We start from the raw sequence: 15,568 nt of genomic DNA on the forward strand, positions 1-15,568 counted from the left end.
AAGGGGAAACCGATGAACTTCCGCACCGGCAGCGCGCTCGCCGCGCTGCAGCTCGCCTGCATGCCCGCCGCCTTCGCTCAGGCGCAGACCGAACCCGCCGCGCCCGATAGCGGCGAGCAGATCGTCGTCACCGGCACCCGCGAGCGCGCCCGCACCCAGTTCGATACGCTCGCCCCGGTCGACGTGCTGTCGAACGCGATGCTCGAATCGAGTGTCTCGGGCGACCTCAACGACACGCTGGCGCAACTGCTGCCCTCGTTCAACGTCCAGCGCCTCCCCGCCGCCGACGGCCAGGCATTCGTCCGCCCCGCGACGCTGCGCGGTCTCTCCGCCGACCAGACGCTGGTGCTGCTCAACGGCAAGCGCTTCCACCGCTCGGCGCTCCTCGGCACCCGCGGCGCGCAGGCGCCCGACCTCGCCGCGATCCCGGCGCACGGCATCGGCCGGGTCGAAGTGCTGCGCGACGGCGCCTCGGCGCAGTACGGGTCGGACGCGATCGCCGGCGTGATCAACATGCTGCTCGACGACAAGCCGGGCATGTCGGTGTTCGGCCAAGCCTCCAGCTATTATGCTGGCGACGGCAACGAATATCAGGGCGGGCTGCGCGGCGGCATCGCACTGGGCGACCGCGGCTCGATCGTCTTCACCGGCCAATACGACCATGCCGAGGCGACCTCGCGCACCCGCCAGCGCCCCGACGCGCTCTCGTTCCAAGCCGCCAACCCGACGCTCGCCGTGCCCAACCCGGTGCAGCGCTGGGGCCAGCCGGACCAGGAGCGAATCGCCGGATCGGTCAACGCGCATGTCGATCTGGTCGAGGGCGCGACCCTCTACGCCTTCGGCACCGCCCAGAGCGGCGAAGGCGTGACCGACTTCAACTGGCGCAACCCGGCGGGTACCGCCTCGGTCTACGGCGTGAGCAGCGCCTTCCCCGGCTTCTCCTTCACCAAGCTCTATCCGGCGGGCTTCACCCCGCGCTTCGGCACCCGTTTCGCCGACCACCAGGCGGTGGGCGGGCTACGCGGCGACGCCAGCGACCGCTTCCACTATGATCTCAGCGTCTCGCAGGGCGAGAGCCGCATCGACTATACGCTGGGCGAGAGCCTGAACGCCTCGCTCGGGCCCAACAGTCCGACCAGCTTCTATCTCGGCAGGCTGACCCAGCGCGAGTTCAACCTCAACGGCGACTTCGTCTACCGCCTGCCCGTCGGCCTGGGTGATCCGGTGAACATTGCGTTCGGCGGCGAGCGGCGCGTCGAGACCTATCGGGTCGGCACCGGCGACCCCGCCTCCTATGCGGTGGGCCCGGGTGCGGCGACCGGCCTGGCTCCCAATTCGAACGGCTTCCCCGGCTTCAGCCCGGCCCAGGCCGGCCAATGGAGCCAGCGCAGCTATGCCGGCTATGTCGATCTCGAATGGGCGCCGGTCGAGAAGGTGACGCTGGGCGCCGCCGGCCGCTACGAGGATTTCTCGGCGTTCGGCGACACCTTCACCTACAAGCTCGCCGGTCGCGTCGAGCCGGTGCACGGCCTCGCCGCGCGGCTGACCTATTCCACCGGCTTCCGCGCGCCGACGCCGGCGCAGCTCAACACGCGCCAGGTGACGCAGGGCCTCGACACCAGGACGCTGCAGGTGTTCAACCAGGGCCGCCTGTCGCCGACCGATCCGATCGCGGTGGCGCTGGGTGCCAAGCCGCTCAAGCCGGAAAAGTCGCGCACGCTGACCGCGGGCCTGGTTGGCCAGACCGATTTCGGCCTCGGCGCGACGGTGGACCTCTACCAGATCGACGTTGACGATCGCTTTGGCCAATCGGCAACTTTCGCGGTGCCGGCGAGCTTCGCGAACCCCGATCGCTTCACCTCGGTCAGCTATTTCACCAACGACTTCAACACCCGCACCCGCGGCGTCGATGTGGTGGTGAGCTATGCGCGGCGGGTCGGTCCCGGCAAGGCCAACCTCAGCCTCGCCTATAACTACAACCAGACCAAGGTACGCGGCGGCAACAGCGCGTCGATCGCCAACGATACCCAGCGCCGCATCTTCCAGGAACGTCTGCCGCAGCACAACGCCACCGGCACGCTCGGCTATGATCTTGGCAAGGTCGGCGTGATGCTGCGCGGCCGCTATTACGGCGCCTGGACCGACGTGACCGGCAATGCGACCGGCGAGCTGTTCCAGCGCTTTGGCGGCATCGCGCTGTTCGATGCGTCGGTGAGCGTCCACGTCACCAAGATGCTGACGCTCCGCGCCGGCGCGGAGAACCTGTTCGACACCTATCCGGCGGAGGCGACCAACCAGGCCAATCGCGGCCTGATCTACTCGCGCAACGCCCCCTATGATACCGATGGCGGCCAATATTATGGCCGGGTGGAGCTGCGCTTCTGATGCCCCCTTTTGATCGTCGTTCGGTACTGGCGGGGGGCATTGCGCTCCCCGCCCTCGGCCTCTCGAGCGGAGCATGGGCGATGGACGACGATCCCTATTGGCGCGGCATCGAGGCGCAGTTCACGCCGCCGGCGGACGTGATCCAGCTGGAGAACGGCAATTGGGGGATGATGCCCCGGCCGGTCTTCGCGGCCTATCAGGAGCAGCTGGCCCGGGTGAACCGCGACACCAGCTTCTATGCCCGGCGCGGGCTGAGCAAGGATCTGGTCGCGGTGCGCGACGAGGCCGCGGCGGCGATGGACGTGGGCGCGGACGAACTGGTCCTCACCCGCAATGCCACCGAGGCGCTGGAGACGCTGATCCTCGGCTATAATCGGCTGCAGCCGGGCGACGTGGTGCTGATCGCGGATCTCGATTACGACAGCGCCCAGGCGTGCATGGCGAACCTTGTCCATACGCGCGGCGTGCAGCTGGTGAAGATCGCCCTGCCCGAGCCGGCCAGCCGTCAGGCGCTGATCGATGCCTATGCCGCGGCGCTGGCGGCAAATCCCCGGCTCAAGCTGATCCTGCTGACCCATCTCAGCCACCGCACCGGGCTGGTACTGCCGGTGCGCGAGATCGCCGCACTGGCGCGCGCTAAGGGCGCGGACGTGATCGTCGATGCGGCGCACAGCTGGTGCCAGCTCGACTTCGCGGTGCCCGATCTCGACTGCGACTTCGTCGCGATCAACGGGCACAAGTGGCTCGGCGCGCCGCTGGGCGTCGGCTTCCTCCATGTCCGCAAGGCAGCACTCGGCAAGATCGGCCGCCATCCGGCCAACGCAGCAGGCGGACCGGACACGCTGTTCTCCAAGGTGCATCTCGGCACCTATGACTTCGCCGCGAGTCTCACCGTGCCGGCAGCGCTCGCCTTCCAGCAGGCGATCGGCACCACCCGCCGGGCCGAGCGGCTGCGCGCCTTGCGGGACCGCTGGGTGGTGCGCGCACGGCAGATCGACGGGATCGAGATACTGACGCCCGACGATCCCGCCTCGCACGGCGCGATCACCTCGTTCCGGGTGCGCGGCGTCACGAGCAGCGAGGCCAACGCCAGGCTGGCGGCGCGGCTGCTCGAACAGCACAGGATCTTCACCGTCCACCGCGACGGCATCGCAGGCGGCGCCTGCGTCCGCGTGACGCCCGCGCTGTTCAACAGCATGGCCGACATGGACCGCCTCTCCGACGCGCTGCCCGATATCGTCCGGTTTGCGCACGGCTGATACGAAAAAGGCCGGGGGCGATCCGCTCGCCCCCGGCCTCTCGCCGTATCGCCAGCGTTACTTCGCCGCCTTTTCCGGCAGCACCACCATGGTCCAGTCCTTGTCCGGCCGCAGATACTTGGCGGCCAGCGCCTGCAGCTCGGCCGGCGTGGTCGCCGCATAGTCCTTTGCCAGGCTGCGCATGCCCCCGATCCGCGCTGGATCCTGGGTGCCGCCCTCGACCAGGTTCATCCAGAACATGTTGCCGCTCGACATGCGAAGCAGCTGCTGCTTGAGCGGGGTCAGCGCGCGGTTGAGTTCGTCGGCATCGATCGGCTTCGCCACCAGGTCCGCCGCGATATCGCGGGCGAGCTTGAAGAAGAAGTCGGTCTTGTCCGGCGGCACCATGCCCAGCGCCGCGATCTTGCCGCCCGTGGAGAGACCCAGCGGCCAGTCGCTTATCACGTTTGGCGAGTAGCTCACGCCCGCCTGGATGCGCAGCTGCTCGATCAGCCGGTCGCGGAACACTGCGGTCAGGATCTCGAGCTTGCGGCTCTCGGCGAGGCCGGCGCTGCCGCCGCCCGTCGGCCAGGCGATCACCGCCGCGGCCTGGTCCACCGCGCCGGTGTGCGTGCGCACCACGGGTGTCGTGACGTGCGCCGGGAAGCGCACCGGGGCACCGCTTTCCTTGCCGTCCACGCGCGGCTTGAGCGCGCCGAAGCTCGCCGCCACCGCCTGCACCGTCGCATCGGCGTTCATGTCGCCGAAGATCTCCACCTCGATCGGGCCGGTCTGGAGCAGCGGCTCCCACAGGGCACGGAACGCCTGCGGGGTGAGCGCGGAAACTTCCTCGCGGCTCGGCACGCCCCAGCGGGGATCGCCGTCATGGAGCAGCGCGTCGAGGTCGCGGCCGAGCACCGCGTCGGGCGAGGCCGACAGCCCGGCATAGGAGGCGAGCGTCGCGGCCTTGGCGCGGGTGATCGGGTTGGGATCCCAGCCGGGCGCCGCAAGCTTGGTCGCGAACAGGCGGAGCTGGTCGGCAAGGTCCTGCTTGTTGGTCTGCGCCTGGAAGACGAAGGCGTCCTCCTCGATGTCGAAGCCCAGGCCGATCTGGCGGTTGCCGGTCAGCGCGTCGAGCTCTTCCTGGCCGAACTTGCCGATGCCGCTGGCCATCAGCGCGGTCTTGCCCGCCCAGCCCGGCACCCGCTTGTCGCCCGGCAGCGCACGCAGGCCGCGGCCGAAGCGGATATTGACCCACACCTTGCCGGTTTCGGAGGTGTCCTCGCGCATGAGCAGCTTGACGCCATTGGCGTAGGTAACCTCGTCGATCGCCAGGTCGGGGTCGACGCGCTTGCGCTCGACTACCTTGCCCGGTGCGCCGATGCGCGGCAGCTGGTCGAACTTCACGTTGAGCGCGCGGCGCTTCATCGCCGCCGCCTTCACGTCCGCCTGGAGCGCGGTGGTCACCTTGCGGACCACGTCGGGATCGGGCGCATGGGTGTTGACCAGCGCGCGCGTCGCGGTGCCCTCGAACACCTTCTTGGCCGAGGCCTGGACGGCCGCCGGCGTGAACATTCGCGCCGCGATCGCGCCCTTGAAGATCGCGTAGGAGGCCTCGGGCGTCGTCACCGTCTCGTTGATGTCGACCGCCTGGACAAGGTCGTCCGCCAGCGACACCGCCGATTCGACCGGCGCGGTGGAGATGCGGTTGCGCATCACCGCGTCGATCTCACCGAGCTCGCGGTCGATCTCGGCCTGGCTGGGCGGCGCCGCCATCAGTTCGGCACCCGTCGCGCGCACGTCGCGCAGGGCACTTTCCCAGTCGTCGCCGGTCGGCAGCACGGTCAGCGTCGTCACATTGGCCGAGCGGGCGATATCGTCGAGATCGGCACCGGCGCCGATGAAGGACGCGCCCGACCGCGCACGCGATTCGAGGCGGCGGTTGAGGATGCGGATCGCCACCATGTCGATCATGCGCTTCTGGTTGAAGATCACCGTGTCGGCATAGACCGTCCAGGGCCGCACGATCGCCATCAGCGCCACCGGCTGGAGCGCCGGCTCGACGATGCTGGCGGCGATCGGGTGATCGGACTCGGGCTTGCCGAAATCGGGGGTCTTGGGCGCCTCGCCCTTGCCCTGCCAGCTCGCGAAATATTTGTTGATCATCGCCTCGAGCACCGCCGGATCGACATCGCCGATCGCGATCACCGTGGCGCGCTCGGGGCGGTACCAGCGATCGTGGAAGGCCTGCACGCTTGCAGGCGTGGCGGCGTTGAGCGCCTCCACCGTGCCGATCGGCTCGCGATCGGCGAGCGGCTGTCCGGCGAAGATCAGCTGGTAGAGCGCATCCTGCATCCGCTTCTGCGGCGCGGGCTGCTCGCGGCCCTCCGCCAGCACCACCGGCCGCTCGGCGGTGAGCGATGCCTGCGTGATCGCCGGATTGGCCATCATGCCCGAGAGGATCTTGAAGCTCTCGTCGAGGCCCTCGGGCGTCGCGTTGGGCAGGTCGAGCTTGTAGGTCGTGCTGATGAACGTCGTCGCGGCGTTGCTGTCCGACCCGAAGGTCACCCCCAGCCGCTGCCAGATCCGCTTCGAATCGCCATCGGGCACATAGGTCGAACCGCGGAAGCTGAGATGTTCCAGCAGATGGGCGAAGCCGCGCTCCGAATCGCGCTCCATCAGCGAGCCCGCGTCGATCCGCACCCGAATCGAGATCTGCCCCGGCGGCACGCCATTCTTGCGGACCGCGTAGCGCACGCCGTTCGAAAGCCGCCCGAACCTCCACTTGTCGTCATGGACGAGATCGCTGCCCTTGTAGAGCCAGGGATCCTCGGCGGCCTGGACGCCCTCGGGCCGGCCTTGCGCCAGCACCGGGGTGGGAAGCGACGGAGCAGCGATTGCGAGGAGAAGCAGGGCGAAGCGCGGCATGCGCGGACGTGAGAACATGAAGCCCTTTCTAGAGGCGAGTGGCGCGGCATGCCACCGGCAACCTTTCTGCCGGATGTACGCCACAAGAATCCATGGACCCGCCATGTTTTGGACCCAAGTGACGGCCTAGACCCAAAGAATAGATTGTTGCGTTGCAGCACCGAACTTCGGGCGTAACGTGGAAGCTGCGGGGAAGTTGCGCGTGGACATTGCCACCAGCGAAACGCCGATCGGGCGGATGGGCGAGGTTGCCCTCTTTCCCGAGTCTCGCCCGCGCCCCCGTCCGCTGCTGCTGCGCGGGGGCAAGCATCTGCGCGGCACCTTCGATCGGCTGATCGCAACCTCATCGCTCGTCCCTAACACGCCGGTCCTCGACATGCGCGCCTTTCCCTGGACCGCGGCGCTGCGGGCGGACTGGGAAGCGATCCGCGACGAGGCGCTGGCGGCGATCGGCACCCAACCGGGGGCGCCGTCGCTCGCCGCCATCTCCCCCGACCACCGCGCGATCGCGCCGCTCGGCAAATGGCGCAGCCTGTTCCTGTGCGGCTATGGCTACCGAGTCGACGAGAATCTCGCGCGCTGCCCGCACACCTCGCGGCTGATCGAGCAGGTGCCCAGCCTCAACAGCGCGATGTTCTCGATCCTAGCGCCCGGCACGCACATTCCGGCGCATCGCGGCGTCACCAAGGGACTGATCACCTGCCATCTCGGGCTCGTGGTGCCGCGCGACGGTGACGTGCGGATGCGGATCGGCAGCCGGACGGTGCGCTGGGCGGAGGGCGAGACGCTGGTGTTCGACGACACCTATGACCATGAGGTGTGGAACGACAGCGCCCATACCCGCATCGTGCTGCTGATCCAGTTCCGCCGCCCCTTGCGCAATCCCGGCCGCTGGATCGCCGACACGCTGCTCGGCGTGCTGCGCCGCTCGGCCTTCGTGCAGGAGGCGCGGGCAAATCTGCGGCGGTGGCATCGCGGCGAGAGCATCGCCGACGCCTGAACGTTGTCGGGACAGTGGCAGGCGGCTAAGCCGGGCCAATGCCACGTCCATTCCATCTCGCCTTCCCGGTCCACGACCTTGCCGCCGCGCGCGCCTTTTACGGCGAGCTGCTCGGCTGCCCCGAGGGGCGCTCGTCGGCGCAGTGGATCGACTTCGATCTGTTCGGCCACCAGATCGTCGCGCATCTCGATGCCGCCGCGAAGCCGATCGCGACGACCAACCCGGTCGACGGCCATGACGTGCCCGTGCCGCATTTCGGCGTGGTGCTGACGATGGACGACTGGCGCGCGCTCGCCGCGAAGCTGGAGGCAGCCGGCGTCGCCTTCGGGATCGCGCCGCAACTCCGCTTCCAGGGCCAGGTGGGCGAGCAGGCGACGATGTTCTTCCGCGATCCCAGCGGGAACGCGCTGGAATTCAAGGCGTTCGCCGATGACGCCATGGTATTTGCAAAATGATCCCGCAGACGATCAGCGTCGACATTCCCCACCAGCTCGGCCGCGAGGGCGCCCGGGCGCGGATCGATTCGAAGATCGGCCGGCTGGCCGACAAGATCCCCGGCGGCGCCACTGTCGAGCATCGCTGGGAAGGCGACAGCCTCCACTTCACCGTCGCGGCCATGGGCCAGCAGGTGGTCAGCCGGCTCGACGTGCAGGATACGCAGGTCCATGCCGAGATCGCCCTGCCCGGCATGCTCGCGCTGTTCGCGGGCAAGATCCGCGAGATGCTGGCCAAGGAAGGCCCCCGGCTGCTCGCCTGAGGGCCCCTGAACGGGTCAGCGCGCCGCGCTCACCCGCCAGATCGTGTTGCCGACATCGTCCGCCACGAGCAGCGCGCCGCCCGCACCGGTGATCACCGCGACCGGGCGGCCCTGCGCCTCGCCCTTGCCGTTGAGGAAGCCGGTCAGCACGTCCTGCAGCTTGGCGCCCTTGGCCGGGAAGCCGTTGTCGCCGAACGGCACGAACACGACCTTGTAGCCCGACGGCGGCTGGCGGTTCCACGAACCGTGCAGGCCGACGAACGCACCGTTCGCATAGGCGGCGCCCAGCCGCGCGCCGTCGGCGAAGGTCAGGCCCAGCGGCGCGGTGTGGGCGCCCAGCGCAAAGTCGGGACGGCGGACATATTCGCGCAGGTCCGGGCGGGCCGGCTCGACGCGCTTGTCCTCATAGCCACCCCAATATTGCCAAGGCCAGCCGAAGAAGGCGCCGAGATCGACGCGGCTCATATAGTCCGGCGGCATGTCCGAGCCGAGCATGTCGCGCTCGTTGACCACCGACCACAGCGCCTGGGTCTTGGGCTCGAACGCCATGCCGTTGGCGTTGCGGATGCCCCAGGCGAAGATGCGGCTGGTCTTGCGCTCGGGATCGACCTCCAGAATCACTGCACGGTTGGTCGGCTGCGCGGCGGCGGCCGCCATCTGCGCCGGGCTGTCCGCGGTGTAGATCGGGCCCTCGGCCTCCAGGCCGTCCTCGGCGATGTTCGACGACGAGCCGATGCTGACATAGAGGCGCTTGCCGTCGAGCGACGCCACCACGTTGCGCGCCCAGTGATTGCCGCCGCCGGGCAGCGACAGGATCTTCTCCGGCTTGGCGGTGATCTTGGTCTGCCCGTCGAGATAGGGATAGCGGACCAGCGAGTCGGTATTGGCGACGTAGAGCGACCCGTTGGCCAGCGTCATGCCGCTCGGCGAGTTGAGCCCCGTGAGGAAGACGGTCCGCATGTCCGCCACGCCGTCGCCGTTGCTATCGCGCAGCAGGGTGATGCGATTGGCCGAGGCACCGCCTGCCCCTGCCTTGTTCATCAGGATGCCCATCACCCAGCCGGTGATCCCGCCCTTGTCGCGCGGGGGCGAGTTGCTCTCCGCCACCAGAATGTCGCCATTGGGCAGCTGATACAGCCAGCGCGGGTGATCGAGCTTGTCGGCGAACCGCTCTACCTTGAGGCCGGCGGCCGCCTTGGGCGCGGCACCCGCCGGCCAGCCGACGCCCTTGGCGACGCCCGTCGTGGGGATGTTCTGATAGCGCGGGGCGCTGATTTCGGGCTCGCGGCCGGTGACGGCGATTTCGGGCAGCGTGGCGATATCCGGGCGGCCGAGCCAGTACCAGGCGGCACCGCCAGCGACGATCAGGATGGCGAGGGCGATCAGGAGGCGCTTGAGCATGGCGCCAGCGATAGGGGGCAGCGCGCGCGAATCCAATGCGATTCTGCGGGTGGTGCTTGACTTCACTCGGTCCCGAGCAAGAGTGTCGGTTCATCTGTTCCAGGGGATCAGCCCGATGCGGTTCCTGTTGCGTGCGTCCGTGATCCTGATGGCTGTTTGCGGGGCTGCCCCCGCTGCAGCCCAGCAACAACCGCCCGAGCATCGTACGGAATGGCCCGGCCTCGTCTCCGGTACCCGCGGTATCGACGGCTTACAAAGCGGCCCCGAACTGCAGCGCGGTCGTGCTCCGCAAGCGATGCTGGCCGACGGGCGCCGCCTCGGCGAGGCGCTCGCCGCCCTCCAGCCCGAACGCAAGGGCATCGTCGACGCCTATGTGCTCAGCGTCGCGCTGGACAGCGATCCCGTCTTCGCGCGCGAGGCACGGGAAAGCGCTCGTGTGCTAACGCGCCGCTATGACGCCGAGGGACACACGCTGGTGCTGGCCGGACCCGACGGACGCGATGGCGCAATGCTCCCCGCTGGCAGCATCACCGCGCTGACGCTCGCGCTTGCCCGTATCGCCGAGCTGATGGACCGCCAACAGGACGTGCTGGTACTGTATGTCACCAGCCACGGCGCGCCAGACGCAGGCCTGGCCTATCATGATGGGGACCAAGGCTTCGGCGTGCTGCCGCCGGCGCGGCTCGCCGAACTCCTCGACACGCTTGGCATCCGCAACCGGCTCCTGCTGCTCTCCGCCTGCTACTCCGGCGCCTTCGTGAAGCGGCTGACGAGCAATACCACCGCGATTCTGACCGCCGCCTCGGCAACCCGCTCCTCCTTCGGCTGCCGGGCAGAGAATGACTGGACCTTCTTCGGCGACGCGCTGGTCAACCACGCCCTGCGAAAAGCACAGCCGCTGGCCGAGGCGGCGGCGGAGGCACGCAAGACGATCAACGGTTGGGAGCGTGCCGGGCGGCTAGATCCGTCGATGCCGCAGGTAGCAATCGGGACCGGGGTGGGCGCGTGGCTGGCGCCGCTGGAGGCGCGGATGCCGCAGACGCCCACCGCACCGGTGGGTGCGCCGGCGACGGATGCGCTGAAGCCTTGAGCTCTATTCCCCCCTCCCGCTTGCGGGAGGGGACGGAGGAGGGTGTGCGAGGGTAGCAGGCGACACCGCCGCAGAACGAGCCTCCACGTCACCCCCTCCCCTAACCCCTCCGCAAGCGGGAGGGGATTTAAGAAGACCGGAACTCCCCGGGCCCTCACCGGTTGGCCGCGCATGTCCGATTCCCAGAGCCCGCTCCAGCGCTATCCGCTGCTCGCCACCCCGCATGTGCGGCTGCAGGGCACGGTGGACAATGCGATGTATCAGAATTTTCGGGAGCAGTTGCTCGCCGCGCCCAGCGACGGCCCGCTGGTAGTCACGCTCTCGACGCTTGGCGGCGACCCTGAAGTTGCCCGATTGATGGCCGACGAGCTGCGGCTGCTCCGCGAAGCCACGGCGCGCGAGCTGCTGTTCCTCGGCAAGGTCGCGGTCTATTCCGCCGGCGCTACCTTCATGTCGGGCTTCCCGGTCGACAAGCGCTTCCTCACCCGCGGCACGAGGCTGATGCTGCACGAGCGTCAGATGCAGTCCTCACTGGAACTGTCCGGCCCGCTGCGCATGCTGCCCGCGATCCTCAAAGCCAAGCTTGCCGAGATTGAGCATTCGATCGCGATCGAGGAAGAGGGCTTCCAGGCGCTGGTCGCGGGCTCGCGCGTCGATTTCGAGGAGTTGCGCCGCCGCGCCCCCTATAACTGGTATATCGAAGCCGAAGAGGCGCGCGAACTGGGGCTGGTGCTCGACGTGATCTGAGGGGCGCGGCCCAAAGGGCACTTGCGCTGCGGATGCGAAAGGCATAGCTCGCCCCCCAAAGAGGCGTCGCGCCGAAGCGAAAGAGGAAGTTTCAGGAATGGCCGAATTCCGCCTGCCCAAGAACAGCCGTATCACCAAGGGCCAGGAGCACAAGGCGAGCCCCGAAGCCACCCGGGTGAAGAAGTTCAAGATCTACCGCTACGACCCGGATTCGGGCGAGAATCCGCGCTACGACACGTTCGAGGTAGACCTCGACGATTGCGGCCCGATGGTTCTCGACGCGCTGATCAAGATCAAGGGCGAGCAGGATTCGTCGCTGACCTTCCGCCGCTCGTGCCGTGAGGGCATTTGCGGCTCTTGCTCGATGAACATTGGCGGCAAGAACGGCCTAGCCTGCACCACCGCCATCGAGGACGTGAAGGGCGAGGTGCAGATCACCCCGCTGCCGCATATGGACGTGATCAAGGACCTGGTCCCCGATTTCACGCACTTCTACGCGCAATACGCCTCGATCAAGCCGTGGCTGCAGACCGTCACCACCACGCCTTCGGGCAAGGAGCGGCTGCAGACCCCGAAGGACCGCGAGAAGCTCGACGGCCTGTACGAGTGCATCCTGTGCGCCTGCTGCTCGACCTCGTGCCCGAGCTATTGGTGGAACAGCGACAAGTTCCTCGGCCCGGCGATCCTGCTCCAGGCCTATCGCTGGCTCGCCGATTCGCGCGATGAGATGACCGGCGAGCGGCTCGACCAGCTCGAGGATCCGTTCCGCCTGTATCGCTGCCACACGATCATGAACTGCGCGAACGCCTGCCCCAAGGGCCTAAACCCGGCCAAGGCGATCGCCGAAGTGAAGAAGATGGCCGCCGAGCGCGTGCTCTGAACGCCCTTTCTTCACGCTTTTGAGAGACACCGAGCTGCCTGGCCCTCCGGCCCGGCAGCTCGTTTTCGTTGGTAGACCTGCCCCATGACCCGCGTTCTCGATCGTTACCGCGCCCTCGTCTCTGCCGGCGAGCTTCGCTCCGATCGCGAGCAGGAGGCCGCCGCCGCCCGGCTCGATGCACTGGCCGAGGAGTTGCAGGCCGCACCGCGCAAGGGCAGCGTGCTGTGGAAGCTCACCGGCCGCAAGCCGGCGGTGCCGCGCGGGCTCTACCTGTGGGGCGGCGTCGGCCGGGGCAAGTCGATGCTGATGGACCTGTTCTTCGACAGCCTCGACATCCGCCGAAAGCGCCGCGTCCATTTCCACGAATTCATGCTCGAGGTGCACGAGCGGCTGAACGCCGAGCGCCTTAAGGACACCGCCGACCCTGTGGTCGCGGTTGCCGATGCGCTGGCCAGCGACACGCGGCTGCTCGCGTTCGACGAGCTGGTGGTGAACAACCCGCCCGATGCGATGATCCTGTCGCGGCTGTTCACCGCGATGATGACGCATGGCCTCACCGTGGTCGCCACCTCGAACCGGCCACCCAAGGACCTCTACAAGGATGGGCTCAACCGCCAGCTGTTCCTGCCCTTCATCGATCTGATCGGCGAGCGGATGGACGTGCTCGCGCTGAACGGCCCGGTGGATTATCGCCGTGACCGTCTGGGCAGCGTCGATACCTGGCTGGTGCCGAACGGTCCCGAAGCCACCGCAACGCTCTCCGCCGCCTTTTTCCGGCTGACCGACTATCCAGTGGAGGACCGCGCGCGCGTCCCCACCTGCCAGGTGCCGATCCCCGGCGGGCGCGAGATCCTGGTACCCAAATGCGTGAAGGGCGTCGCAGTTTTCTCATTCAAGCGGCTGTGCGGCGAGGCGCGCGGCGCACCCGACTATCTCGCCATCGCGCGGCGTTTCCACACGGTGATCGTGGTCGGGATCCCCCAGCTGGGGCCGGAGAACCGCAACGAGGCGGCGCGCTTCGTCACGCTGGTCGACGCCCTCTACGAGCACAAGGTCAAACTGCTCGCCGCTGCCGATGCCGTTCCCGAACATCTTTACGAAAAGGGCGAAGGCCGCTTCGAATTCGACCGCACCGTTTCGCGCCTGCTCGAGATGCAATCGGACGACTATCTCGCCAAGGGCCATGGAGCGGATTGATCAGATCACGTTGTAAGTCCAACGCCGCGCTTCTAAAATATCCTTGGACTCCGGGATTTCCCGGAGGAACAGGGAGACAATGATGCGGCCTTTGCGCCTGCTCGCGGCCATGGGGCTCGCGGTTCTCGGAATATCCTCGGCCTGGGCACAGCCCGTGCTCGTCGCGGCGGACCTTCGCCAGCAGCAGAGCCTCGACGGCCCATGGCACTGGTCGATCGATCCGTATCGCGACGGCCTTGCCGGCTTTCATGGCGAGCCGCCGAACGCGCGCACCAACCGCGCAGCGGACGTGATCGCTGCCGACGTGATGCAGGCCAAGCCGCGCACCTTCTTCGAACAAGACATGCAGCTATCGCCGGTGGTGAGCCTGCCGGGCTCATGGATCGGCCATTCGCCCGAGATGCGGCTCTACCAGGGGCTGGTATGGTACCAGCGCGAATTCCCCGCGACCGCGCCCAAGCCCGGCAACCGCGTGTTCCTGCGCGTCGGCGCGGCCGAATATCGCTCGTACGTCTATCTAAACGGCAAGCCGCTGGGCGAGCATCGCGGCGGCTACACGCCCTTCGCCTTCGAGGTGACCAAGCTGCTGCGGCCGGGCCGCAACCAGATCACCATCGGCGTCGATTCGGTGCGCACCGCCAACGACGTGCCGCCGCCGGTAACCGACTGGGAGACCTATGGCGGCATCACCCGCAGCATCACCCTCGTCACCGTGCCCGATACCTATGTTGACGATGCGTTCGTCCGCCTGACCCCGGACGGCAGCCATATCGCCGTCTCCGTAAAGCTCGAAGGACCGAAGGCGGGGAATACCGCGCTCAAGTTCCGCATCCCCACGCTCGGCGCGATGCTCGATGGCAAGACCGATAGCGAAGGCAAGTGGGAAGCGACGCTGCCGGTGCCGCGCAATCTCGTTCGCTGGTCGCCCGAAAATCCCAAGCTCTATGACATCAGCATCGATGCCGGCGCCGATCATTTCGCCGACCGGATGGGCTTCCGCACCATCGCGGTGAAGGGCACCGACATCCTGCTCAACGGCAAGCCGATCTTCCTGCGCGGCATCTCGATGCACGAGGAGGAGCTGGGCGCGAACCCGGTGCGCGCGATGACCCCGGCCGCCGCCCGAGCGCTGCTGAGCGAGATCAAATACGGCCTGCACGGCAATTTCGTGCGCCTCGCCCACTATCCGCACAGCGAGCTGACTACCCGCCTCGCCGACGAGATGGGCCTGCTCGTGTGGAGCGAGATCCCGCTCTACTGGCTGGTCAACTGGAACAACCCGGACACGCTGGCCGATGCCCGCCGCATCCTGTCCGAAAACATCCACCGCGACCGCAACCGCGCGGCAATCGTGCTGTGGAGCGTCGCCAACGAAACGCCGACCAACGATGCGCGCAACGCCTTCCTGCGCACGATGATCGGCGATGTCCGCAGCCTCGATTCCAGCCGTCTGGTCACCGCCGCGCTGCTGAGCGGGCGCGAGGGGAACAAGATCATGAAGATCGACGATCCGCTTGCCGCCGATCTCGATGTCATGGCGATCAACACCTATAACGGCTGGTACACCGACGACGCGCTGGAGGATCTCGCCAGCCAGGAATGGCGCGGGCCTGCCAACAAGCCGCTGATCTTCTCCGAATTCGGGGCGGATGCGCGCGCTGGCTATCACGATCCGGTCGCCAGCCCGCACAAGTATAGCGAGGAATATCAGGCGGCCTATTACCGCGCGACGCTCGCCATGGCTGCCAAGGTGCCGTTCCTGCGCGGGATGAGCCCCTGGATCCTCAAGGACTTTCGCTCGCCGCGGCGCCAGCACCCGATCTACCAGCAGGGCTGGAACCGCAAGGGGCTGATCTCCGAGACCGGCGAACACAAGCTCGCCTTCGACGTGCTCGCCGGCGACTATGCCAAGCGCGAGGCTGCCGACTCGGCCAAGCATTGAGGC

The 15,568-nt window shown here is 67.8% G+C and carries 12 protein-coding genes; 10 read left to right on the forward strand and 2 right to left on the reverse strand.

Annotation, left to right across the window (positions count from 1 at the left end):
• The first annotated feature begins 12 nt into the window (after positions 1–12).
• Positions 13–2,385: a TonB-dependent receptor gene (locus RT655_RS09215; protein ID WP_313536266.1), complete on the forward strand. Its 2,373-nt coding sequence runs from the start codon at positions 13–15 to the stop codon at positions 2,383–2,385.
• Positions 2,385–3,644 (forward strand): aminotransferase class V-fold PLP-dependent enzyme, encoded by a 1,260-nt coding sequence (locus RT655_RS09220; protein WP_409530250.1) that lies wholly within the window; start codon positions 2,385–2,387, stop codon positions 3,642–3,644. Before RT655_RS09215 ends, RT655_RS09220 begins: the two co-directional genes overlap by 1 nt.
• 57 nt (positions 3,645–3,701) lie before the next feature.
• Here RT655_RS09220 and RT655_RS09225 read toward each other — a convergent pair whose 3' ends face one another.
• Positions 3,702–6,569 (reverse strand): insulinase family protein, encoded by a 2,868-nt coding sequence (locus tag RT655_RS09225; protein WP_313536269.1) that lies wholly within the window; start codon positions 6,567–6,569, stop codon positions 3,702–3,704.
• Positions 6,570–6,753: 184 nt separating this feature from the next.
• Here RT655_RS09225 and RT655_RS09230 point away from each other — a divergent pair, with 184 nt between their 5' ends.
• From RT655_RS09230 to RT655_RS09240, 3 genes are read left to right on the forward strand one after another with little or no spacing between them, the layout of a single operon-like run.
• Positions 6,754–7,551, forward strand: coding sequence for an aspartyl/asparaginyl beta-hydroxylase domain-containing protein (locus RT655_RS09230; RefSeq protein WP_313536270.1), 798 nt, complete (start codon positions 6,754–6,756; stop codon positions 7,549–7,551).
• A gap of 38 nt (positions 7,552–7,589) precedes the next feature.
• Complete coding sequence (locus RT655_RS09235) at positions 7,590–8,006, forward strand: VOC family protein (RefSeq protein ID WP_313536271.1); 417 nt, start codon at positions 7,590–7,592, stop codon at positions 8,004–8,006.
• On the forward strand, positions 8,003–8,308 hold the full coding sequence (locus RT655_RS09240; RefSeq protein ID WP_313536273.1) for a polyhydroxyalkanoic acid system family protein: 306 nt from the start codon (positions 8,003–8,005) through the stop codon (positions 8,306–8,308). The genes RT655_RS09235 and RT655_RS09240 overlap by 4 nt, the downstream gene beginning before the upstream one ends.
• Before the next feature lie 15 nt (positions 8,309–8,323).
• On the opposite strand, the gene RT655_RS09245 is transcribed toward RT655_RS09240, so the two are convergent.
• Complete coding sequence (locus tag RT655_RS09245) at positions 8,324–9,709, reverse strand: sorbosone dehydrogenase family protein (protein WP_313536275.1); 1,386 nt, start codon at positions 9,707–9,709, stop codon at positions 8,324–8,326.
• Between the two features lie 115 nt (positions 9,710–9,824).
• Here RT655_RS09245 and RT655_RS09250 point away from each other — a divergent pair, with 115 nt between their 5' ends.
• The 5 genes from RT655_RS09250 to RT655_RS09270 all read left to right on the forward strand — a co-directional run bounded on the left by RT655_RS09250 (position 9,825) and on the right by RT655_RS09270 (position 15,565).
• Positions 9,825–10,799, forward strand: a complete 975-nt coding sequence (locus RT655_RS09250) for a C13 family peptidase (RefSeq protein WP_313536276.1) — start codon at positions 9,825–9,827, stop codon at positions 10,797–10,799.
• Positions 10,800–10,970: 171 nt separating this feature from the next.
• Complete coding sequence (locus tag RT655_RS09255) at positions 10,971–11,546, forward strand: ATP-dependent Clp protease proteolytic subunit (protein ID WP_313536277.1); 576 nt, start codon at positions 10,971–10,973, stop codon at positions 11,544–11,546.
• 97 nt (positions 11,547–11,643) lie between these two features.
• A complete protein-coding gene (locus tag RT655_RS09260) occupies positions 11,644–12,426 on the forward strand; it encodes a succinate dehydrogenase iron-sulfur subunit (protein ID WP_313536278.1) in 783 nt (260 codons plus the stop codon).
• 84 nt (positions 12,427–12,510) lie between these two features.
• Positions 12,511–13,623 carry a cell division protein ZapE gene (zapE, locus tag RT655_RS09265; RefSeq protein ID WP_313536280.1) on the forward strand — a complete coding sequence of 371 codons (1,113 nt, stop codon included), beginning with the start codon at positions 12,511–12,513 and terminating at the stop codon, positions 13,621–13,623.
• 79 nt (positions 13,624–13,702) lie between these two features.
• Positions 13,703–15,565, forward strand: a complete 1,863-nt coding sequence (locus RT655_RS09270; protein ID WP_313536281.1) for a glycoside hydrolase family 2 protein — start codon at positions 13,703–13,705, stop codon at positions 15,563–15,565.
• Positions 15,566–15,568 lie beyond the last annotated feature (3 nt).

This window comes from Sphingomonas sp. (genome assembly GCF_032114135.1).
In the GTDB taxonomy this organism is placed as follows: domain Bacteria; phylum Pseudomonadota; class Alphaproteobacteria; order Sphingomonadales; family Sphingomonadaceae; genus Sphingomonas.

Bases quoted from the DNA above. Each gene is read 5' to 3' on its own strand.
- RT655_RS09215 (WP_313536266.1), top strand. From the start codon at position 13: ATGAACTTCCGCACCGGCAGCGCGCTCGCCGCGCTGCAGCTCGCCTGC.
- RT655_RS09220 (WP_409530250.1), top strand. From the start codon at position 2,385: ATGCCCCCTTTTGATCGTCGTTCGGTACTGGCGGGGGGCATTGCGCTC.
- RT655_RS09225 (WP_313536269.1), bottom strand. From the start codon at position 6,569: ATGTTCTCACGTCCGCGCATGCCGCGCTTCGCCCTGCTTCTCCTCGCA.
- RT655_RS09235 (WP_313536271.1), top strand. From the start codon at position 7,590: ATGCCACGTCCATTCCATCTCGCCTTCCCGGTCCACGACCTTGCCGCC.
- RT655_RS09240 (WP_313536273.1), top strand. From the start codon at position 8,003: ATGATCCCGCAGACGATCAGCGTCGACATTCCCCACCAGCTCGGCCGC.
- RT655_RS09245 (WP_313536275.1), bottom strand. From the start codon at position 9,709: ATGCTCAAGCGCCTCCTGATCGCCCTCGCCATCCTGATCGTCGCTGGC.
- RT655_RS09250 (WP_313536276.1), top strand. From the start codon at position 9,825: ATGCGGTTCCTGTTGCGTGCGTCCGTGATCCTGATGGCTGTTTGCGGG.
- RT655_RS09255 (WP_313536277.1), top strand. From the start codon at position 10,971: ATGTCCGATTCCCAGAGCCCGCTCCAGCGCTATCCGCTGCTCGCCACC.
- RT655_RS09260 (WP_313536278.1), top strand. From the start codon at position 11,644: ATGGCCGAATTCCGCCTGCCCAAGAACAGCCGTATCACCAAGGGCCAG.
- zapE (WP_313536280.1), top strand. From the start codon at position 12,511: ATGACCCGCGTTCTCGATCGTTACCGCGCCCTCGTCTCTGCCGGCGAG.
- RT655_RS09270 (WP_313536281.1), top strand. From the start codon at position 13,703: ATGATGCGGCCTTTGCGCCTGCTCGCGGCCATGGGGCTCGCGGTTCTC.